20 protein-coding genes are annotated in these 20,156 nt (G+C 43.4%); 1 reads left to right on the top strand and 19 read right to left on the bottom strand.

Features of this window, described 5'->3' with window-relative positions:
* Positions 1-295 precede the first annotated feature (295 nt).
* The 6 genes from H509_RS27000 to H509_RS0123660 all read right to left on the bottom strand — a co-directional run bounded on the left by H509_RS27000 (position 296) and on the right by H509_RS0123660 (position 8,105).
* Positions 296-1,141 carry an N-acetylmuramoyl-L-alanine amidase gene (locus H509_RS27000; RefSeq protein WP_051287554.1) on the bottom strand — a complete coding sequence of 282 codons (846 nt, stop codon included), beginning with the start codon at positions 1,139-1,141 and terminating at the stop codon, positions 296-298.
* Between the two features lie 12 nt (positions 1,142-1,153).
* A complete protein-coding gene (locus H509_RS27920; protein WP_211234377.1) occupies positions 1,154-1,600 on the bottom strand; it encodes a hypothetical protein in 447 nt (148 codons plus the stop codon).
* 61 nt (positions 1,601-1,661) lie between these two features.
* Positions 1,662-1,832, bottom strand: coding sequence for a hypothetical protein (locus H509_RS27915; protein WP_157277935.1), 171 nt, complete (start codon positions 1,830-1,832; stop codon positions 1,662-1,664).
* Positions 1,833-1,858: 26 nt separating this feature from the next.
* Positions 1,859-6,100, bottom strand: coding sequence for a hypothetical protein (locus H509_RS0123670; protein ID WP_028547241.1), 4,242 nt, complete (start codon positions 6,098-6,100; stop codon positions 1,859-1,861).
* A gap of 5 nt (positions 6,101-6,105) precedes the next feature.
* Positions 6,106-6,483: a glucosaminidase domain-containing protein gene (locus H509_RS26505; protein WP_051287553.1), complete on the bottom strand. Its 378-nt coding sequence runs from the start codon at positions 6,481-6,483 to the stop codon at positions 6,106-6,108.
* Positions 6,484-6,539: 56 nt separating this feature from the next.
* The gene (locus H509_RS0123660; RefSeq protein ID WP_028547240.1) at positions 6,540-8,105 is read right to left on the bottom strand and encodes a hypothetical protein; all 1,566 of its coding nucleotides are present in this window, start codon (positions 8,103-8,105) and stop codon (positions 6,540-6,542) included.
* A gap of 218 nt (positions 8,106-8,323) precedes the next feature.
* Here H509_RS0123660 and H509_RS28820 point away from each other — a divergent pair, with 218 nt between their 5' ends.
* A complete protein-coding gene (locus H509_RS28820) occupies positions 8,324-8,407 on the top strand; it encodes a putative holin-like toxin (protein WP_425414260.1) in 84 nt (27 codons plus the stop codon).
* 192 nt (positions 8,408-8,599) lie between these two features.
* On the opposite strand, the gene H509_RS0123650 is transcribed toward H509_RS28820, so the two are convergent.
* The 13 genes from H509_RS0123650 to H509_RS26495 all read right to left on the bottom strand — a co-directional run bounded on the left by H509_RS0123650 (position 8,600) and on the right by H509_RS26495 (position 19,987).
* Positions 8,600-9,223, bottom strand: a complete 624-nt coding sequence (locus H509_RS0123650; protein WP_028547239.1) for a coiled-coil domain-containing protein — start codon at positions 9,221-9,223, stop codon at positions 8,600-8,602.
* A gap of 44 nt (positions 9,224-9,267) precedes the next feature.
* Positions 9,268-10,020, bottom strand: a complete 753-nt coding sequence (locus H509_RS0123645; RefSeq protein WP_028547238.1) for a hypothetical protein — start codon at positions 10,018-10,020, stop codon at positions 9,268-9,270.
* Between the two features lies 1 nt (position 10,021).
* Positions 10,022-11,413 carry a hypothetical protein gene (locus H509_RS0123640; protein WP_028547237.1) on the bottom strand — a complete coding sequence of 464 codons (1,392 nt, stop codon included), beginning with the start codon at positions 11,411-11,413 and terminating at the stop codon, positions 10,022-10,024.
* 4 nt (positions 11,414-11,417) lie between these two features.
* A complete protein-coding gene (locus H509_RS0123635) occupies positions 11,418-12,947 on the bottom strand; it encodes an SGNH/GDSL hydrolase family protein (protein ID WP_028547236.1) in 1,530 nt (509 codons plus the stop codon).
* Positions 12,948-13,529, bottom strand: coding sequence for a phage adaptor protein (locus H509_RS0123630; protein ID WP_028547235.1), 582 nt, complete (start codon positions 13,527-13,529; stop codon positions 12,948-12,950).
* 51 nt (positions 13,530-13,580) lie between these two features.
* Complete coding sequence (locus tag H509_RS0123625; RefSeq protein WP_028547234.1) at positions 13,581-13,877, bottom strand: hypothetical protein; 297 nt, start codon at positions 13,875-13,877, stop codon at positions 13,581-13,583.
* A gap of 52 nt (positions 13,878-13,929) precedes the next feature.
* Positions 13,930-14,895, bottom strand: coding sequence for a N4-gp56 family major capsid protein (locus H509_RS0123620; protein WP_028547233.1), 966 nt, complete (start codon positions 14,893-14,895; stop codon positions 13,930-13,932).
* Between the two features lie 19 nt (positions 14,896-14,914).
* The gene (locus H509_RS0123615; RefSeq protein WP_028547232.1) at positions 14,915-15,694 is read right to left on the bottom strand and encodes a hypothetical protein; all 780 of its coding nucleotides are present in this window, start codon (positions 15,692-15,694) and stop codon (positions 14,915-14,917) included.
* 77 nt (positions 15,695-15,771) lie between these two features.
* On the bottom strand, positions 15,772-17,532 hold the full coding sequence (locus H509_RS0123610) for a hypothetical protein (protein ID WP_028547231.1): 1,761 nt from the start codon (positions 17,530-17,532) through the stop codon (positions 15,772-15,774).
* Positions 17,533-17,724 carry a hypothetical protein gene (locus H509_RS0123605; RefSeq protein WP_028547230.1) on the bottom strand — a complete coding sequence of 64 codons (192 nt, stop codon included), beginning with the start codon at positions 17,722-17,724 and terminating at the stop codon, positions 17,533-17,535.
* Positions 17,717-18,004, bottom strand: coding sequence for a hypothetical protein (locus tag H509_RS0123600; protein ID WP_028547229.1), 288 nt, complete (start codon positions 18,002-18,004; stop codon positions 17,717-17,719). Before H509_RS0123600 ends, H509_RS0123605 begins: the two co-directional genes overlap by 8 nt.
* Positions 17,998-19,497, bottom strand: coding sequence for a phage terminase large subunit (gene terL, locus H509_RS26500; protein WP_051287552.1), 1,500 nt, complete (start codon positions 19,495-19,497; stop codon positions 17,998-18,000). The genes H509_RS0123600 and terL overlap by 7 nt, the downstream gene beginning before the upstream one ends.
* The gene (locus H509_RS26495) at positions 19,451-19,987 is read right to left on the bottom strand and encodes a hypothetical protein (RefSeq protein ID WP_051287564.1); all 537 of its coding nucleotides are present in this window, start codon (positions 19,985-19,987) and stop codon (positions 19,451-19,453) included. Before H509_RS26495 ends, terL begins: the two co-directional genes overlap by 47 nt.
* Positions 19,988-20,156 lie beyond the last annotated feature (169 nt).

The raw sequence follows: 20,156 nt of genomic DNA, 5'->3' as shown, positions 1-20,156 counted from the left end.
AAAGAGAAGCATCAAAGAGAAGATGACTTTGAACTTATGCTATATCCAAGGATAAATGAAAGCACGTCTGACTTATAGTTTGAATGTGCTAACTCGTTGGTACATCCAAACTATAAGTTATTTTCCATTCCAACACACTAGGTCTATATTCTTAGTTCAGTTGTAACCACTTATTGCTTTAAAGTATATGTTACTTATATATCGTCAGATTCTAATAGATTTCTTAGTCCATTATTTAACTCAGATTTCACTTATGTTATTTATTTTAAATTATCAAACTAAAAAAAGCCTGCCATTACAGCAGGCCCTTTTCCTTCATTATAGGTTCTAGTAGGAGCAACTTGCGTAGAGCCTCTTCCACCCACTTGCCATTAGATTGTGCCGTCTTCCACAGCTCAAGTGTGCGCTGTGCAATACTCTCCGGTGTCTCAGTAGCTCCTAATGTTGCAGCAACCGGCGCAAGATACATCAGCTTCATCCGTGCGGCTGCGTCCCATGTACCTCCTAGCTTGCTGCCAAGGTCTTGCACACGTTCTGCAATGGCGTAAGCTGCTGCACGTTTAGCACCTGATCCAGTACGCTGATACTCGACGCGCTCAGAGTACTCTTCCATAGACATGGTGTCAGCGACAGCTAGTTCGGCGTATAGTCGAGACCATGGAAACTTTAATCCGGGGCAGTATGGCTTATTAACACTGTCGATTTGATAGTGTCCAATGACCTGATGTGAGTTAAGTGGGATACGGATGCCATAAATGGTTTGAACCTGAGTTTGGATATACTTGTGCAGCCAGCAGGATGCCCAGAACTGCGTCTCGGTTAGATCACCATTGCGACCGTCATAGCCTTCGTGTTCGATGCTGCATGCATAACGGTTAGGGTTGCCTAGCAGTTGCTTTATGATTGACGCTGAGGGATTTAATATGCGTCCCTGTGTCCAAGCGTTGTCAGTCAGTTCCACGTACTGATGTATGTCACCGGCTTGGCTCACGCCGAAGTGTGAGGATGCGCTATTATTGGGATTGCTGAATGTATTGTACATGCTTCCCATGCTGCCAAGTGATATGTGATTGACGATTATCTTAGGTATCTGTCCATTGCGGCTGTCCTTACTGGGGACAATCTTTTTTACTATATTCATGCCGGTATCCTCCTAATGATAGTACTGGCTTTGATCATCAACACTTTGCTTGGTACTAGCTTTCTTGGGGCTAACCATGATGCCGACCACTGCAGCAATAGCAGCCGCACCATTGGCGATAGCATTTATCTGCTCGTCTGTAATCACATCAATGTTAAACGACTGCAGTATCAACTTAACGGCTCCTAGTACGGCCACTACGATCGGTGCTATGTTGTAATTTCTCATTAACGACAACCTCCTTTGATTGAATGCCACCTGTGATAATATTGATGATTTCTTTGAGTTCGTCTGATCCATGTTGCTCAATGTTTCTGTATCTCCACATGGTTCTACCCCCATATGGCGCATAATGCGCTCTTGGTTGTTCATAATGCGGCGCTGGTTGCCCATGTACGCCGTAACTTCATGGTCATCACTAAACATCCAGGGGAAGACTCGACGCAACCTGCGCTTCATCTTCCGCTGTTTGAGTATCAAAAAAACGACCGCCCCTAGTGATGATAAGGACAAGCCGTTTTTAAATAACACGCTTATTGTTTCTACTATAAAGTCGTACACTCGCCCTCACCTGCTCGGGAGTGATTAATAGTTTGTTGCGTATCTCTGGGCCCATCAACAATTCAATCAGCAGCAACGTATCGTCGTCAAAGTCGCTGTAACTGTGCTCTGATTTGTCGTATTCAATCATGTTCACCCCTCCACGAAAAAGGGACCTCATCGGGTCCCCAGTTCCTTCGATATTTCTTTCTTGGCCTTCTTACCAGCGTCTGTTAATGCCTTACCAGTGCGCTTAACTTTAGACTTCGTGGATAGGTCTGGTTTGATCTTACTAATGCGTTTAGCAGTCTCTTCGCCTTGGCGCTTGGAATATCGGCTAAATTGATCGCCAGTAAGCGCCTGTCCATCTATTTTTTTGCTAGGCACTCGTGGTGCTAGTGATTCGTCTCCCGTCTCTGTTATTAGGTCCACGATAAATTTTGCCTCTGGTGAGAGAGTGTAACGACTTGGGAATCCCGGATTGAGCATGATGTTAAATAAGTTATTGTCTTGGTAATGCTGCTTTGGCTTGCCTAACGTGTCGTATTGCCCAGGTAACGTTTGAGCGAGTCCAGGCACCTTAGCTTTGGCCTTGTTGAGCGACTGCTCGAATTTATCAGGAGAGTATGTTTCCCGTCGTTGGTTGTCGCCTATCTGTTTGATCTGGTTCATAAAAGTCGGCACAAAGGAGGACGGGATATCAGACAGAATATCCAGCAACTTATCTGTAACCGTTTGACCTGGATAGCCCTCTACTGCTCGTACAACACCTTGTAGCAAAGACTGCTCAGTCAATGTGTTAATGGCTCCACCAACGCTCTGATATGTTGCGCTACCAAGTCCAGTAACTAATGGCTGTCCATCCTTAGTATCATTCATATTTTTGTTAACATTGGCTCCAAGCGATACAGCAATTGATAATGGCTGCATCCAGTCGTAGTTGTACAGCAAGTCGCCCTCTTGTATCTTTGTACTGCTTGGATTAAATCCACTATCCACAAAGCGTTTAAGTGCAGTCATGTTTACTTGATACTGGCCTTTACCTGCTGATTTTTCCAACTCGCGGATGTCTCGGTCTTTGCTTGCTGAACCTGTTATTACATCATTGTCCATCAAGTAGTAACCTAGGCCGCTCAGTCCAAACGTACCAATAATTGCTCGAGATAGTGCCATAGTTGCTTCTTGTGGGTTTGGTTCAACATTCCTTAGCCATGGCTCGGCTAGTATCTTAGCACTACGCAGGAATCCAGCAGGACTATACTCAAGCGCCCTCATTAATATGGCACCTGGCGTCTTTGGGTACTTGAGTATTAAGCTCCCTAAGCCGAAATCTTTTCCAAGGTTAAGACCACGCTTGAATTTATGCATGCCCTTCGATATTAGGTTATTATCCTGCATTGTCACATACTTACCGTATTCGTCAGCCATCTGCATAATATTATCGTCTGCTTTAGAGATAAACTCCTGCACATACTCTTTGGTAGGTTTTAAGCCTCGGTTGATCGCATCTAACGTTGCCATCTCGCCCATGGTGTCATTATAGGCGCGCATATACGCTGCTGTATCAAACGACTTTAACGCTGCGCCTAGCGCCTTTTCCATGTACGTCAACGGGTTATACTTGCTTGTAAATGCTGGCGATGCAAGGTCATACTGAGTCTGTAGCCCATTAACGTTTACACCCTTCCATCCTGCCTTGGCACCTCTCATAAAGTTTCGCCAGTATTCGCCCTGGTTGTTGGTCCTAAATGTGACATAACGGGGACCACCTGTAAGCTTGCTACGTGCAATGTCAATAGGTGTCGATAGGATCTTGGACAGGCGCTCAGTCCGATACATTAATTCGTTACCAAGGACGTTACGGACCTGCGTCTTAGGGTTTAACAGCTGCCCGATCGTTTGAGCTGTGTCGATCTTTTTGAGCAGCCCAGGTCGATCAAGCGTCTGCAATATGGCCTGTAGATCCTGTGATGCGGTCGTTTTAGCCTCGCCAGACAATTGCGATACCTTAAATGCTATCTGTCGCATCTGTTCAGCCTCATCGCCTGATAGCTGATGTTTATTGATTACCTTATCTGTTAGACGTTCAGCCTGACTAATTGTGCTTCTTGTAATCTTTTTATTGGACAAGTCAAACGCTTCACGGCTGCGATCATATAACGATCGTAACGATGGTGCAATATCCTGTCCTAAGTCTTTGATCATCTCAGCAGACCAGTCCGCAAAGTTGATTGTACCTTTAGCCATCTTAGTAGCACCGATGATTGCATAGTCTGCCCAGATATCAAGCGGATTGGAGCTAATACGGATGCCTTTCGCCCGTAGTCTCTCCTTTGCTGCCTGTTCCTGTGCATCAAGGTAGGTTATAAGTGCTTCTTTAACTCGCTTGTCGCTAGGCTCATTTGGTGGTCGTGGATTCTTCGGCTTGCGGCCAGCGTCCTTAACAAACTGCTGAGCTTCTTCTATAAATGTCTTAACTGTTAAACTATCCTCTGGACTCAGCTTTTCGCCAGCTTTAGCACGGTTCATAATATCTATGACATTGTTTGATAAATCCTTAACTCCTGTCATCTTTTGCGCTGCTGCAGCAAGGTTGGTTAGGTCATGAGCCATGTTTTCAGATACAGTAACCTTGTCTACACCTTTTGGTATTCTCTCGTTCACACGCTGAGCAGTGCGCTGTGCATGTATCAATATACCTTCAGGGCTAAGACGGTTGTACATAGACAATGCTTGTATTGCCTGTCCTGCCTTTGTAGCCTCTGCTGCTGCCTTTTCTGCCACGCTCACTGCCATCTTATAGTTACCTTGCTGATTATAGTGATCAATCAACCGCTGAGCTGTAGCAGCCTTCTCTGCATCAAATTTAGTGTCACCAAGTACGTATGATGTAGCATCTTCCACGTTGCTATTTAATCGCCCATTAGCCTGACGCAACGTATCCGCATTCGTGATAGGCTGGTAGGTAGTGTCACCTAAGTTGTCTTTAAAACCTTGCGGTGTCTTATCACTACTTGATACAGTTCCTAAAAAGCCACGCTGTCTAGGTTGCGGCGGCGCTGGAGGCTCTTGTATCGGCTGCACTGTTGGCTCAGTACTCCTGCCGCGGCGCAGAAACTCAGGTATATCACTAACTTGTAGTTTTGAGCTGGCTTGATTGCCAGCATTATTTACACGTTCTCTAGCTGTAGCATAAAGGTCACGTTTGCTGGCATTAGGATTCTGCTGCTTGAGTGCTTTATACTCATCAATAACTCTTTGTTCAATACGCATTGTAGTCTCGTCCATAACCGGTGCTGCTCTATTTGTTCCCACATTTGCTTCTGGTCTACCTTCTGGCAGCCCACGGCGCGGTCCAGGTAACGCTAATATCTCATCGATCTCAGCAGCCGGCACCTTATTGCGCTGCATCAACTTTTTAATGCCTGATCCCAACGCACCAAACGCAAGATCACCAGCAGCACCAAACGCAGCTCCAAGTGCTGCAGCTCCTGCAAGCTGATCAACGTCTGATTCGCCACGCATAGCCGACTGAGCAACATTCTGGCCTGCACCAGCAAGTCCGCCCCGTACGGCCGTCTCAGCTACCTTTTGCCCTACACGCTGACCTGCTACTTTGCCTACTTGGTTAGCTATGCCTTGTGTAACCTTCTGCCCCATGTTGGTACGCATCATTGCATCAGCCTGCTTGTATGGTCCAGACAATAAGCTTGTACCTGGCATATTACCGGTTGCAGGGTTAGCAGCAAAGCCAGCAATAGATCCTGCCACGTCAGCCACTGTATCAACGGCTTTGTTACCTGTTGTCGGCTTAATCGCTGCCGTAGGTCCCACCATCTCAGCAGCTGCATGTCCACCTCGTGTTATAAACTGGCCTACTGGGTTCTCGTATAGCGCCCAGTCCACAGCTTGCAATAATGGTTCAGCAAACGTAGTCCCCTGTTTCTCGCGTGCTAGTCGGTTAACATCAGCCTGTGTGACTACCGTATTCTTGGCGCGGTCCTGTACACGTTGCTGTGCTGCACGATCACCCTGTGTTGATTTAATGAGATCAGAATTGGCGAGTGGGTTAAGACTCTGCACAGGCTGCTGTTGACTCATCATTTGCGGCAACGGCTTTGGCTGCTTTACTGGCGCTGGCGGTCCTAATCTTTCTGGTTTGGGCCTTGTGTCAGGAATTAATCCTAGATCCATCTTACGATTACGTACATGCTTCACAAATGGATCGTTTGGATCTGACTCAGGTTGTTGAACTTGTGGCATAGATGTAGGAAGGGATGGCACTCTGCCACCCCCTGATCGTAATAGTTCATCACGTTTTGCACTTACTGTCTTACTAAACGTATCAGATGTATCATTCTGACCACTTAATAGTTGTTGCCGTCTCTTCTTCACATATTCACTAAATGCATCAGCCAATAGTTTCACTCCCTGCCTGATAATGCACTGTAGAATTTATTTACTCCTGTTGTCCAGTACTTGTTTAATCCGCGCGGATCATTTGCAGCTCCTTGCGGTGCATATTTTCTCGCTATTGCATCAATAGAATTAAGTCCCTGATCGAAGTAATTCTTTTTTAGATTTCGTGCCATTGCATCAATTCCATCTTCAATGCTGTCAAACGTCATTAAAGATTGCCAATTAGATTTCGGGTCCATCATACCGCCAAGATTATTTTTATTACGTGCAGCATTAGATGTACCATTGCCTGTCTCGTGCATGGATATTGCAGCAAGTAAGGCAGGATCGATTCCATATTTTTTACCATACTTAGCAAATAAGTCGCCTGTATTGCTTAACACACCACCAAGAGCCCTATTGAAAGTAGCCCCACTAGCGTTTCCACCAGTGAGGCTACTCAGTTTTTTGGGATTGGTAATCCTGCATATGTGTAAAGCTTCTTCATTTCATTCTCAGGCAAACCAGACATGATAATAAAATCGTCGATCGATTGATGATTTAGCAAGTTTCCATCTTCATCTCGCTGGATCATACCTTTTATCACATTGTAGTAGTTGTCAGCAGTAGCCATCTTTCCTTGTCCCTTGTTATTCATCTGATACTGATCCATCATTTGACCATAAGAATCGTTGTCAAGCTGACGTTGGAACTGCGCTTGATCAAGAGCTATATTTTCCATCGCTTGTCTTGCTTGGATTGTAGGCGTTCCTTCAGGTATGCCAGTCAACTGAGACAATTCACTTGTTACATATCCTAATGACTGTGATGAAGTCCAAGCATTGTCTATAGCCCTTTGTCCGACGTCACTCTGTTGTTGCTGACCTTGCAATGTTAATGGGTTATTACCACGCTCAATCTGACGCTGATATCCAGAGTAATCCTTTTGCGGCGTTAATATTTGTCCGGACAACTGGCTCCAGCCCATCGCAGCATCATTATTTGCTTGCTGTCTTTGCACATCTAATTGCTGCCCTTGCAATGTCCGTAGTCCCGGATTGTTTTGACTTGCTGTGTTGTAGTTTACTACTGCTGCATACTGGCTAGGATCAACGCCTAATGCAAGCAACTTAGCACGGTATCCATTAGCTTGATTGCTTAATAGTTCGCGTTCCTGTGCTGTTATGCCTTTGGTCTCAGCTTGCTGTTTCAGCCTTAGTATGTTGTTGATCGCATCACTGGCCTCTGGTGAGACCCAGTTTCCTGTTAATCCTGCTTCTGTCACACGGTTATCAAAGCCTCGTTGATCCTCATTAGTGTACATGCCAGCTAATGACCCCATGTTTGCAAACTGTTGTTGGTCCTGATTTTGCTGATCAAGGTAACGCTGATATGCCTGTTGCATGAGCTGAGGTACAACCTCTGTCTCCACCCTGCCCATCTCTCCACTAGCTATCTCGCCCATACGATCGCTTGTAATCGTGCTGTTGAGTATGCCGCGGCGATTCATCTCTGCCTGAGCCTGTGAGTTGCCTACATCAATGTTAGCTTTTGCACGCTGTAAGGCAGCTTGATACGCAGGATCGGTTTCAATGGCATAAGAAAACTCTTTGTTGGGTTGATTAACTCGGTTCTTCATCCCCTCAAAGAGTTGTTTGGCTTCATCACTATACGATTTTGGTTGTGCTGCAGTTGTCGGTTGGACCATTGTTGTGTTCTGGCTCGGTGACTGTACTTGTGGTGCTTTGTATCCTAGATTCTGCGTTAAATACTTCTGTTGTGCAGATGTGTCCATACCCTGAAACTGCCGATTCTTGATCACATCTAGCGCCCTCGCCGTCTCGCTTTGTACATAGTTAGGGTTACTCGCTATCTTCATCTGACTTTGTGCTAGCCGACGTTTCATCTCGGTGTCTGAGTTGTTGTAATCTGCGCCACCATTTCCATATGGGCTAGGTGCTGGCGGCTTTGGCTTCGGCGCCGTTGGAACAGTTGGGACAGTCTTTTTGTTCGTTGTTTGAATCATCTCACACCTCCATTTGGGCATAAAAAAAGAGCCATTAAAAAAGGCTCTGTGACTGGCATTCTATTAATTACATTGTATCAAAGATGCAAAAAAGGTGCAATTATTTGTTCGCATATCGGTAAATTATGGTATGATAATAGTGACAATTAAATCGGTTAAGGGCGGGTGGCACATCTTCGGAGAAAGGAGGTCTAATTCCTTTCTAGGAGGTGATCGCCATGACAGTGTATGAAGCATTAACTCTAATGCTTGCATTCGGAACGTTCGTTGTTCTATTGCTGTCCTTCAATAAAAAGAAGTAACCCGCCCCCAGACCAGGTTGCAGGTTACTTCTTGACCTAAAGACCATCCGCTCTTAATGCGGTGATTGTCAGTGAGGGATCGTGTTCGCGCACGGTCCCTTATTTATTCTTATCGTAGCATATTACAATTTATACCTCAAAGACTATATGCAACGTGCGACAAAACGTGTCATATAGTCAATAACTACTCCATCACTTCTGCAACTCCGCCAGCTCAGCTTCGAGCTTCTTCACCTCAGCCTGAAGCACTTCAATATCTTTCTTCATATCTTGCATTGTTACTTTGAACTTTTCAAGACTAGAGGTCGTAAATACATATGGTGTATTATCAGTGTCATGGTAATAATATGAGTCTCTGTCATCACTTTTCTTTAAATTCGCGACAATGAATTCATTTTTAGTCAATTGTTCAGTTTTATCTGTGATTCTGTTCTTTAATTCTTTTATTTCTGCATTTAAAGTGGTAATTCTATTTTTATTTGCTGCTTCTTTCTCAGCTTTTTCTTGATCTTCTTTTGCTTTCTGAGCTAATTCTTCAGTACGTTGTCGATTAAATTCTTTCAATTCATCATTTGGCTCTAATTTGATTATTTTATTTTCAACTTTGACCTCCATCTGTAAGCCATTAGCTAAATCTCTAACAGGTAAGTAGCTTTTACCTTCGATGACTGCAGCCTCACCGATCTTCTTGCCTTGCAAGTTAACATCCATTGTTCCGCCCACCTCAAGTCCTACAAGTTTAGATGACGTTCCAAATGCTTGGGCAGAAAACATAAATAGAGCACCGACTATAAGTCCCATAACGAATTTTTTCATAGTTGCACCTCTCTACGTTTTTACCCACATTATACCATTTGTTTTTAGTTCTGGGTATGACTATGTGCAGGAATGCCCATCCATGTTACTGTCCCACCGCCTGCTACCATAAGTTGAGTTCCTGGTGCTATTCCTCCATTAAAGGATATTGACTGATCTGTCTGAATACCTTTAGCAGCAAAAGTTTGTGTAGCAGTTAAACCAGTCTCTTTATTCCTTAATCTATTCCAGTTTGGTACATCAACAAACGACTTTCCTTCAAGATATACATGTTCACCAGTTAAAATTATTTCCCTACCAAGCCCTGAAACTATTTGAATTGCAGCAGAACCAAATAATCTATATGAGTCTCCAAAAATAGCATGATAATATGATTCTGTTGAGCTAAACAACCCAACATAAGGTGAACTAGTTTCAGTCCTATATGTCCCAATCTCCACCGACTGAGTAGGAGACTGGTACGCACCAAACAGATCTTTCTCCGGATCCATGACTACTTTAGGATATGCACTATCCTTGGATTGTATGGTGGCCCCTGTCATTTTCACCTTGCCATCGGAGTTAACTGTAAACGTGTCATGTGTGCCATCGTTGACAGTTATGCCGTCGTTTTCAATAGTGACTGATGCGCCTCCATTGAGTTCAATGTACAGATGGTTGATGTTCTTCCAGTCGATGTTCTGCAGCAGCCAACTGAGCTCCTTTGACATCTTAGCCACGGCATTATGTAGCTGCTCTACACCATCCTTACTATTTGGATCAATACTATTTACATTAGGCATGTTGACAGCTGCCACATTAGTTCCCCCTTTTGGACACTTCTCGTATGATGCGATGGATTTTCACCTTTCCGGATCCGATGAGTTTGAGTCTAAACCACGTTTCAGGCGTGCGGACGATGACCGGTATACGCATGGACTGTATCTGCCCCGTACCGTTAGCCTCTGTCTTAACGTTTACCCATGTTCCGCCTTCTGTGCCGCCTGCATAGGCCACTGATAGCGTGGAGCCTACTTCTACGTCTGCGACGACCCAAAGCTTGTGTATGGCCTTTCTAACTGTCTCATCACCATCACTAAACGGCTTCGTCTCGATACTCCAGTTGATCACAGCACCATTGTCTGTTGTCCCACCCATACGCATGATCTTTCCATCAAGCGTGCCAAAGTATAGTGTCTGGCCGTCAAGAAAATATGATGTAGCAACATAACTCTCAACCCACCATGCACCAGTCTCAACGTCATGCTTCAGGGTCACATTAGGCATCGTGTTAGTACCTGTGACTAATGTCAGGTAAATAAAGCGCCCATCAAAGCCAGCGCAGCAATGATGGGCGTATGTTAAGTTAATGTTTCGCATGTAATGCTTGGCGTTGTCGCTCATTTTAACAGGTGTTGTGCCGCCTAAGTAACGGTATAAGCCATCAACTCCGAGAAAGTATAAGCCATATTTGGTTGGTAATATAGTGCGATCAGATACACAACCACCTTCTACAGGATCGTTCATTTCGAAATTAGTGCTATCTTGTCCAAACAACTCGTATATCTTGTCACGTTTGAACAGGATTACATGACCAGCAAACGTAGTAAGTCCTGTCGGAAGCAATCCGTCTGCTGACTCAATTGTGATTTTACCTGATCCAGTGTACTTATTGGTGGATGTCCAGTCACTAGCAAGCCTTAGAGCTGAGAATGACAGCAGGTTATCATTACGGTTCGCAAGAAAGAACCGGTTAGCATGCGTCGTCATAAACGCACTGTTAGCTGGTGCACTGCCTAGTGTGGTTAATGTGCTGCCGTCATATTCTCGCAACTGCAGCGCTCCGTCGATGAAATATAACTTCGATCCGTCAAAAAATTGTGCTGAGTCCCACAGTCGGTCATTGTTAATGTCACTATACTCATACACTGCCACCCAAGACGATCCAGAGAGCTTGTACAGGCCTTTACCATTACCACAGTACAATTCACCCTTAAACTTAAACAGGCGGTTAATATATCCTGTGTGTTGGCTGTGAAGCGTGTATCCCTCGCGAACCTGTACAGTTGGGTAAAGAGAAGAATCCATATTGACCACAGACGTTGTTTGGCTGTCCTTGATCTCTATGGATTCTACGGATTGATTGAGGCCGTCGGCCAGTGTTACTGTGACCGGCTTAGTTTTTTCTGGAGACGATGTCCAGTATTGCATGTGATCACCCACCCAACAATGTAGTATATAAGTTGTCCGCCATCAGTCTGTAGCCATCATCGTTAGGATGAACACCATCACTCAAAAATGAAGAATTGTTGTTAAATAACTGATAGTTATCAATCACAATGACTTTTTCACTGATACCAACATTTCTTATCATTTTGACAAGTTTCTGAAAATAGTCATATGAATCACTGGCGTACGTTTGAGGATATAACTCATGTACGTTATACACAAAGTTTGGTGGAATACATAAAATCGGTATAGCATTACTATTTTTAATGAATTTAATCATGCTGCAAATATTTGATTGAGCAACCTCGAATGTAGTTCTTTTATTGTTGTCGTATCTTGCATTGTTTGTACCACATGAAATCAGAATAGCTTGATACTTATATGGATCTTGGTTCAGATAATTTCCGAGTTCTATCATTACTTCCGTTGTATTTAGACCACCAATTGCAATATTTGTTATATTCAAATCTGGGATAACATTTCTTATCTTAGTACCGAATATTGATATCCACGTTTTATCATTTGAGCTTGCACCAATACCTAATGCAATGCTATCTCCTGCAACCAACATATCCTTGATATCTAATTTAAAATCGTCATACTTCCACTCTTTCATACAAAAGTTAGACAACTGAGAACTGCTATTACCAGGCATACTTGACGGTGGAAGTTGTATCCCAAATAGGCCTACATTGGAATCGTTAGACCCTACATACTCCAATACTTTTTTGCCATTAACAAATACTTGTACATAAGAGCCATAGAACTCTACTTCTAGGTTGATATTAGTATTGTCTTTTAACATAGCACTAGGGTCTATGAGCGTAGTCTGTGCCAAGACATTTAGAGAGCCATTCGTTGTTTTTGATATGATCACTTTGTTTGCATTCGAAGAATAATTACCTGCATAAAAGTGAGCACTGTAGTAATCTTTAAAGGAGTTTCCTCTGAATAAGATACCAACATAGGTGAGATTTTCATTTGATATAACAGGATTCTCCCAAATCAGCGATAGCTTACCATCCTGCATTTTGTAGTTGTTCCACAGACTATTTGTAACGTTCTCAGGGTTAATTTTAAGTTTGTTATCTTGCACGACCCAATCTTTGTTCTTTACCCCAGTATCGTCTGTTGGGTACCAGTTCCTCAGGTCGTTGAACGTATCAACAGACGTCATGATTTTATATGGCAGATATATTAAGTTCATATTTTTGCTTACACCAATTTGATAAATTTCCTCTGCAAATCCTCCTACAAACTTGGAGTTATCGCCAAAGAAATAAATACCCTCATAATCTGACAATTGAGTTACATAGTAATCGCCATGTGGGAAAAAAATTGTACTTCTGTTTTGTGACTTAGCCAATGATACTAGCGCTTGAAGTTGGCTTGTGACATTTGATCCATCTGGAAATACACCATATGCAGTTGCAATATAAAATGCATCCCCAAACATTCGTTTGTTTAGTTCACCGTTCCGGTATTGTGCAGCAACTAATTGACTAGTATGGCTCATCTACCACACCCCCATTACATCTTCGATTACTGGGTAATCAGGTGTCTCATCATTTACTTTATTAAACTCATCAATGATACCGTTGTATCTGGCTGCAAAGTTGTTGACCATTGCGATATCATTAAAGCTTTCGCAAATCTGCACAAGGGCACCATAAATCAGTAACGTGTGAAAGTCTGCATCCAAATCCGGTTCTAATGCTAAGTCAGATGTCGTAAGTTTTCGCGGCTCTCGATTATAGAACACTACCAGACCGCCTGTGCTGTCCTCTGATGGTGTTGGATAAATACCTAAATCATCACCATCGGTAAAGTAATAGAACGGCACGTTGGCACCTTTTTTTACGTCCTGATAGATGTACTCTTGATCATTGACCAGCACATCAATTACGTTTGATCTAGCACATGGTAGTGGATAAGCAAATACGTCCTTTAGTATGTCGTACCCCATCATAGTATTGATGCGGAACGTCGTCCTGAACAACTCTTGTTGTACTATGTTAATCTTGCGAATCACGCTGTTATTGGGTAGGTCATGTGAGTATTTTTCTTTTATCTCGTCAAGTATCTCTTGTAACGTCATAGTTTCACCCCTTAATAGACAAAAAAGCCCCATTACGGGGCCTTTGTCACATTACTTGATTTCCTTATCGGTACTGTTCATGCGTTTCTCGACTTTCCGAGTTCGTTCATATGAATCTCGGTATATTTCTGCAATTACTTTTGGAACCATTGTTTCTTTCCCGCGTTCAATAGGCCAGAACACACCATTAATTCCTACAACAACTACCTTATCGTCCTCATTAACAGGATCTTCGGGTATGTGAATTGGTACTTGTTCCATTTCTTTAAGCTGCTGTAGAGTAGACTTTTCAGCTTCCTTCGCCTTTTGCTCTTCGTTTTGTTCATCAAATTCTATTTGTTTAGCCATTAATAATCCCTCCTAAAAAGTAAAGGAGCCCGAAAGGACCCCTCATTGTTATCTATACAGATGCGCCTGACTCATATCGTAAAATGGCGAGTTCTTGCAAGCGGACTGCTGTAAATGCACATTTCCAAGCGATAGTGTTGAATTGGTTCATTGGATCTGCACTACCTGCACTACCTGCCGTATGGACGATGATATCTGGCTTACCACTTCCATTAATATCAGCCAGTCCATAAGCTCCACGTCCCAAGAAAATAGTACCGTATACATCAGCACCAGTAGCACCAGCACCATCAAATTCTACACCATTGTCTACTTCGACAAACCAGATGCCATACATCTTTCCAAGCACGCCGTCCATCCAGTGTTTTGTGTTGTTTTCGTTATTAGCCTTTTTCCACTCATCTGTTTGCATTAGGTCAGAAGCTACATCTACATGGATCAGAGCCACATAACCTGTACCAGCTCCGTTAGGCAAGCGAATAGGCTTAACTCTTGCTCTGCGCAGCGCTCTACGCGCTTTGATTACATCTGCCATAGTGATCTTGTCGGTAGCAGCTATAGTAGCACGAGACAGTTTGCCGTTTGCATACATAACATTTGTTCCTGCAGATAATACATCACGAACAATCAGGTCCATGGACTGACCAGCGTTTTCTCCCATAAGACCAGCTGTTTCTTGCATCAATGGATCATAACCGGCCAGATCAATAGGATCAGAAATCTTCGTCCAACTACCATACCATTTAACGGTTGCGTTGATCGCTGTGATGTTCAGGTCCACTCCATCTGGTGTTGTTCCCTCTGGCAATTCAGTTTTAACTTCTGCCAAGCTATTCAGTCGACGGAAGTTTGTAGTTGCACCTTTACGTTTTGGAATATTCTTTTTTTCACCGAATTCTGTCCAGTGCAACTCTGGAATAAGACGATCAAGCATTTCATCCTGGAAAAATACATGTTGTTCCGCTGTAAGTGCGTTGACACCTGAACCTGAGTTATAACCTTGAACGTTAGTTGGCATGAATAATCATTCTCCTTTTTTACATCCGTCGTCTATTTTGCTCTCTAAAGGTTTTTTTCTCTGCTGCTGACATAGCAGAGTAACCAGATGCTTGTTCTGGCGCATCAGCCCCGAGAGCACCTGTAGAACTGGCGGCGTTTAGTTGTAAATTGCGTATTGTTTCGTTTTGCGCTTCTAACTTTGCAGCGTTCAAGCGGTCCTCATACGATGATATTTTGTATGCGTCCTCTAACGAGTAACCGCGACTTGATGCTAGTTCGAATGCTGCTTGCTTGTACTTATCAAAATCAGGATATACGCCAGATAAACGCTGTATATCAGCATCAATACTGCGTATCATCTCTTGCTCTTTAATCTCTTTTAGCTGCCGTTCATACTCGCTTAGCTTCTGGTTTAGTGGCTGTAGGTGATTGCGGATAACTTCCTCATCCACGCCCAACTTTTCAGCCTCTTGTTGTATGCGACGTTCCGTTTCAGCTTGTTCCAGCGCTGCCATGTAGTCATCTGGGTTGTCATAGCCATAGTATCGTGCTGTACGATCCACCATTTGTTGGTATCGTTCGGCTTCCTTTGCTCGTTCCGATACCTTGTCATAGTTAAGGCCTTTTTGTACCCATGTAGACACTTCTTCGTCAGCGATAAAACGGTCTTCTTTGTTGTATTTAACAGTTATACCTTTGGGCTGCTCCTGTGGTGGGGATTCTTGCCCGTTATCGGTTGGCTCTGTAAACTCTTGTTGTGCCTCAACTACTGTATTTTGTTGCTCATAACCGCTTTGGTTGGCGGATTCTTCGTACATGTTAAAACCTCCTTGCGCTATGGTTGGCGCAAATTTTATATATAGAAAAGGCCCATTGGAATCTCACCAAGGGCCTGTTACATGCCAATCTCTGGCATCATATTAGGTTGTTGTACAGCTTCAGGTGGCACACCTTGTGGTGGCGGTGGTGCTATCATAGCTTGTACGAACTGTAATTGCTGTTCTGGCGTCATTGCTGCAAACTGTTCCTGCTCTTGTGGTGGCATTTGTGCAATCATCTGCTCAATCATGGTCACGATACCTTTTTTCTGCTCCAACTCCTTCATGAGTCGGTCGCGATATGGAACAACCGTCTTAGGAGCATAGCGTAAGTATTGCTCGTAATTGATATCTCCCCTAGCTCTCGCCTCATTAAGGCTAGAAAGAACTAAAGACTCACTATATGTTGATGATGGTCCAACATCAATCTTAAGATCAAACTCAACGCCACGGTATGAAGATCCATTGAACTCTGTAGCATACTCATCCCCATTATTGTCCTTTAAAATAACTTTTCGTGGCAAATTGTATTTAACCTTCCAGAAGTCCTCCCATATGCGTCCAATATCCTCAATTAGACTGTAAAAACGCCGCTTAATGGACTCAATTGGTATAGCAGCAGCCTTTTGGAGAAGCATAATTGCAGTGGCGTTTAGATCGGCAGATGGTGCTTTACCAGTGGCAGCTTCATCAGCGCCAGACATCTGCCGTGTATAAGAAACTATTGCTTCAACCAATCTCATAGCCTGACCTGATGTTGATCCTGGATTCATGAAGTCAACTCCAACGCTACCTGGTGGTGATCTATCCTCAATCATCTCACCAATTGCATTGGTAATTTTGCTTGGGTCAATAGCCCCAGCCTTGTAACGCAACTTAGGAAATCCTGTATTCTGTGCAGACATCAATTCCATTGCAAACATTAAATTGATAGCTTTCTGATTCGGGATCAAACCTTCTGTATCTCCGATTCCATGTATAGATTTCTTACGTCTTTTCCACTGCATAATAGCTAATGGATACCTTGTGAGACGTGTATTGATTGGCTTTTTTATGGTCATACCACTTGCTACCTTACAAAAATAAATATTACTTTCACCAGTTTCTTTATCCTTGCCTTTCCAGTATTTCGTGAACACTGTAACTTTTCCATTATCATTTAATTCAATCTTCGCCATATCATAGCCCTCATCTTGTGTATCTTTGTCAGGCTTGATCTGGGCCACCATTTCTGTAGACAAACCATTTGATCGAGCGTAATCCTTAACAGCCTTAATATCTTCTCTGCTACTTACGAGTATATATGGCTGTTTTTGAACGTTTCTCTGTTGTGGATTTCCAAAAAATACATTTATGGGATCAAGTATTTCACCTTCCATTTCACCAACCCATAAATATTTATTACCTCCTTTGAGATCATTGTCCCAAAAGTAGTGCCATATTCCCGTACCTGTGTTTGCTGCTATCTGTAAACCTTCTTCATTCATTTCATCCTGTTTGAGACGTTCCCAAGTTGATGCAGAGTAACGGGAGAATAACTCTCCATCATCATCTTCATCCTGTTGCGGATCCCTCTCTTGAGTTGAGTAAATCATGTTAATTTGCTCACTCATAACATTAGCTACCTTGTGATCTTCAATCATTTCTATGATGTTAAAGACAGGTCGAGGTAAATGTTTATTACGAGCAGTTGGTTCTGGCCACTGATCACTAGCTTTAAATCTCTCATACTCAGGCCATTTTGTTAGGAACCCTACCCTTCGGAAGTAACTCGTTCCCTCTTTGTGCTGCCTTTCTATTTCACCAGCTAGCTTATCGACTACAACATTGTCTTGCATCTACTCACCTGCCTTCTTAGCTGCACCGAAAAGATAATCATGCAAATCATTCTCAAACTCTTGTTTCTGCGCACCAGTGAGTGGCTGGGCGTCACCGATAAAGATACGCATCTTCTCATTGATGAGCTTGATCGTATCTGCTTCAAGGTTCGGTAGTTTGAGTAGTTCTCCCAGTCTAAGTGCTTCATCCATCGGTTGTTTCAACCTCCTTCAATCCAACTAAAAAGCTAAAATCCAGAGGGTCAATATTCGCTGAGAAGTGGCATATATCAAATTCAATGATTAAATCGGCAATGTTTCTTCCTCTTTCCTCTAAAGATAGCTTAGCCTTTTCATAAACTTCTTCTTTCCTTCTTTCAACATAATCTGATGACTCATCAGGCATATAGCGTCCCCAACTCAGATAAGTTTCATTTAATTTTTCTATCATTTTATCGCTAAATTCAGTATCTTTAGGCCATCTATCTACCATGACACATACTCACCTCCGCTAGGTTCGTCCGTCCGGAATGGGAACGGTGTGACTTGCTTGTTAGACTCTGGTATATCACCACTAAAGTAAATAAATCTGTTCAGTGCTTGAGACATAGCATCCACTTGGTCATCGTGTTTACCGTTAGGGAAGCTCGCGGCCTCCTCAACAAAGTCATGTATCCATTCTGCTCGCCTTGGTAGAAACACATTGCCACTCTCTATAAACGCCGATACAGCGTTAACACGGGCAACCTTACCACCCTCAGGGTTAATAGGTATGATGCCGCCTATCTCGCTGTGTAGCGTTGATATGATGGCAGAACCATTCGCCTTATCCTCAATCAACTTCCAAGCTGCATCGGGATGCTTTATGTGCATGTTTCGTATTGACTGTACAGTCGCCTTGAAGTTCATCCTTGCCCGTACCTGATCGATAAGGTACATGTTAGCCCTGTTCTTGCCCCATACCTGTATAACAACAAAGTCGCTGTCATCGTTGTCCTTAAACGCAGCATCAATGCTTATCAACTTAGATGCAATCGGCGGTAACACATCGTAATACTGCCACCAATCGCGTTTGAGCATGTTACCTTCTTGAGATGTAGGACGCCCCTGATACAACGCATTAAAACTGCTTGGATATGTCTTACGTACTGCAATAAAATCGTAACCATATTGTTCAGGCCATAACGGTTCACCCGGCGCACGTCCTAACTGGTCGTACTCCTCAGCCTCTAGTGGGAGGTTGACTATCTGCCATGGTAGTGGATTCGCGTACTCAGGATTTCGTAAACGCCCGCATAAGTCGTCTTCATGCCAGCGAGTCATGATGATGATAACAATAGCACCTGGATGGATACGAGTAGATAGCGAGTCCTGCCATTCTGCCCAATGCTTGTTCCTGATCGTCTCGCTGTTTGCTTCCTCGCGGTTCTTGATCGGGTCATCGACGATGATACAATCACCCCATGAAGAACCCGTAACGCCAGACATAATACCGCGAGATATCATACCTCCACGAGTCTTTTTACCATCCTTTGATATCGCCCACTCACTCTTAGAGCGTGTATCACCTGCTACATCAATTCCAAACAACTCAGGACCGTGCCTTTCAACTTTGTCCTTGTTCTTGCCACCAAACTTCTCAGCATAACCCTCGTTATAGCTTATCTCGATTACACCGTGGTCTGGAAAATGTCCTAGGAAGAAGCTCGGTAACGTCTCAGTGATGTGCATCGACTTACCATGCTGTGGTGGCATCGATATCTGGATGTACTGTATCTCCATCTGTATCTCGCCAGCAAACATTTTCTTTCGTTTCACCATTGCATCATTCAGCATGCGACATACATATTCACCATGCCTTGTGTATCCATACATGCCAGCGTGAACGTATTTTACATACTCATAATAGTCATTAGCTGCTTGGTATCTTTCCTCGTCCTCAAGTAGCTGCAGGAGCTCCAATTCCTCGGCGGCGGTTAAGCTCATCTATTCTCGCCCTCCTTTCATCTGGAGTCATGTCAGATAGATCCTGCGTTGTGTTGTTTAAGCCACCTGATAGACCAACTTCCTGTTTGTCTCTCCACGCTTGTGGTCGTCTGTTCTTCAGCCAGAATATTTGCGCTGTTGTGTCTGGTTGAACTTCTTTGGTTACTCGCTTTGTTTCAACCAATATATCTATTGGCCCTTTTTCTTCATCAATGACTGTCTTTAATTCTTTGGTAACTTCGTCGTATTGATAGCCAAGTGCTCGTTTTAATAATGCATTCTCTACCTCTACGTCAACGACTTCTTTCCCTCTTTTTAAGGCTGCCGAAAGTGCCGAGTGCTTCTTTATGTAGTCTCTCAATGTGGAATAAGCTATACCAAGGTTTTTTGCTATCTCCTCGTCTATTACCCCATCCCTTGCCCAAGCTTCTATAAGCAGGAGTTTGGGCTCGACATGTGAATAGTATTTTCCTTTCTCTTCTCCTGCCATAATGTTCACCTCCAGATAAAATAAAAAGAGCAGCATCATATGCTACTCCTCAGGATCATATTCTATTAACCAAACTCCATATTCATACTTAGCCTTTAATCTTCCATCTTCACACATGCGCTGAACCGTGCGAATATTCATACCTGTTCGTATTGCATATCCTTTTACA

This window comes from Paenibacillus taiwanensis DSM 18679, from assembly GCF_000425125.1.
Taxonomy (GTDB): Bacteria; Bacillota; Bacilli; order Paenibacillales; family Paenibacillaceae; genus Paenibacillus_B; species Paenibacillus_B taiwanensis.
The sequence above is the reverse complement of the archived record's forward strand: the minus strand, read 5'-3'. Positions and strand labels throughout refer to the sequence as shown.

Excerpts from the sequence above, each read along its gene's own strand:
- H509_RS27000 (WP_051287554.1), bottom strand. The coding sequence starts at position 1,141 with ATGAATATAGTAAAAAAGATTGTCCCCAGTAAGGACAGCCGCAATGGA.
- H509_RS27920 (WP_211234377.1), bottom strand. The coding sequence starts at position 1,600 with ATGAAGCGCAGGTTGCGTCGAGTCTTCCCCTGGATGTTTAGTGATGAC.
- H509_RS27915 (WP_157277935.1), bottom strand. The coding sequence starts at position 1,832 with ATGATTGAATACGACAAATCAGAGCACAGTTACAGCGACTTTGACGAC.
- H509_RS0123660 (WP_028547240.1), bottom strand. The coding sequence starts at position 8,105 with ATGATTCAAACAACGAACAAAAAGACTGTCCCAACTGTTCCAACGGCG.
- H509_RS28820 (WP_425414260.1), top strand. The coding sequence starts at position 8,324 with ATGACAGTGTATGAAGCATTAACTCTAATGCTTGCATTCGGAACGTTC.
- H509_RS0123650 (WP_028547239.1), bottom strand. The coding sequence starts at position 9,223 with ATGAAAAAATTCGTTATGGGACTTATAGTCGGTGCTCTATTTATGTTT.
- H509_RS0123640 (WP_028547237.1), bottom strand. The coding sequence starts at position 11,413 with ATGCAATACTGGACATCGTCTCCAGAAAAAACTAAGCCGGTCACAGTA.
- H509_RS0123635 (WP_028547236.1), bottom strand. The coding sequence starts at position 12,947 with ATGAGCCATACTAGTCAATTAGTTGCTGCACAATACCGGAACGGTGAA.
- H509_RS0123630 (WP_028547235.1), bottom strand. The coding sequence starts at position 13,529 with ATGACGTTACAAGAGATACTTGACGAGATAAAAGAAAAATACTCACAT.
- H509_RS0123625 (WP_028547234.1), bottom strand. The coding sequence starts at position 13,877 with ATGGCTAAACAAATAGAATTTGATGAACAAAACGAAGAGCAAAAGGCG.
- H509_RS0123620 (WP_028547233.1), bottom strand. The coding sequence starts at position 14,895 with ATGCCAACTAACGTTCAAGGTTATAACTCAGGTTCAGGTGTCAACGCA.
- H509_RS0123615 (WP_028547232.1), bottom strand. The coding sequence starts at position 15,694 with ATGTACGAAGAATCCGCCAACCAAAGCGGTTATGAGCAACAAAATACA.
- H509_RS0123610 (WP_028547231.1), bottom strand. The coding sequence starts at position 17,532 with ATGCAAGACAATGTTGTAGTCGATAAGCTAGCTGGTGAAATAGAAAGG.
- H509_RS0123605 (WP_028547230.1), bottom strand. The coding sequence starts at position 17,724 with ATGGATGAAGCACTTAGACTGGGAGAACTACTCAAACTACCGAACCTT.
- H509_RS0123600 (WP_028547229.1), bottom strand. The coding sequence starts at position 18,004 with ATGGTAGATAGATGGCCTAAAGATACTGAATTTAGCGATAAAATGATA.
- terL (WP_051287552.1), bottom strand. The coding sequence starts at position 19,497 with ATGAGCTTAACCGCCGCCGAGGAATTGGAGCTCCTGCAGCTACTTGAG.
- H509_RS26495 (WP_051287564.1), bottom strand. The coding sequence starts at position 19,987 with ATGGCAGGAGAAGAGAAAGGAAAATACTATTCACATGTCGAGCCCAAA.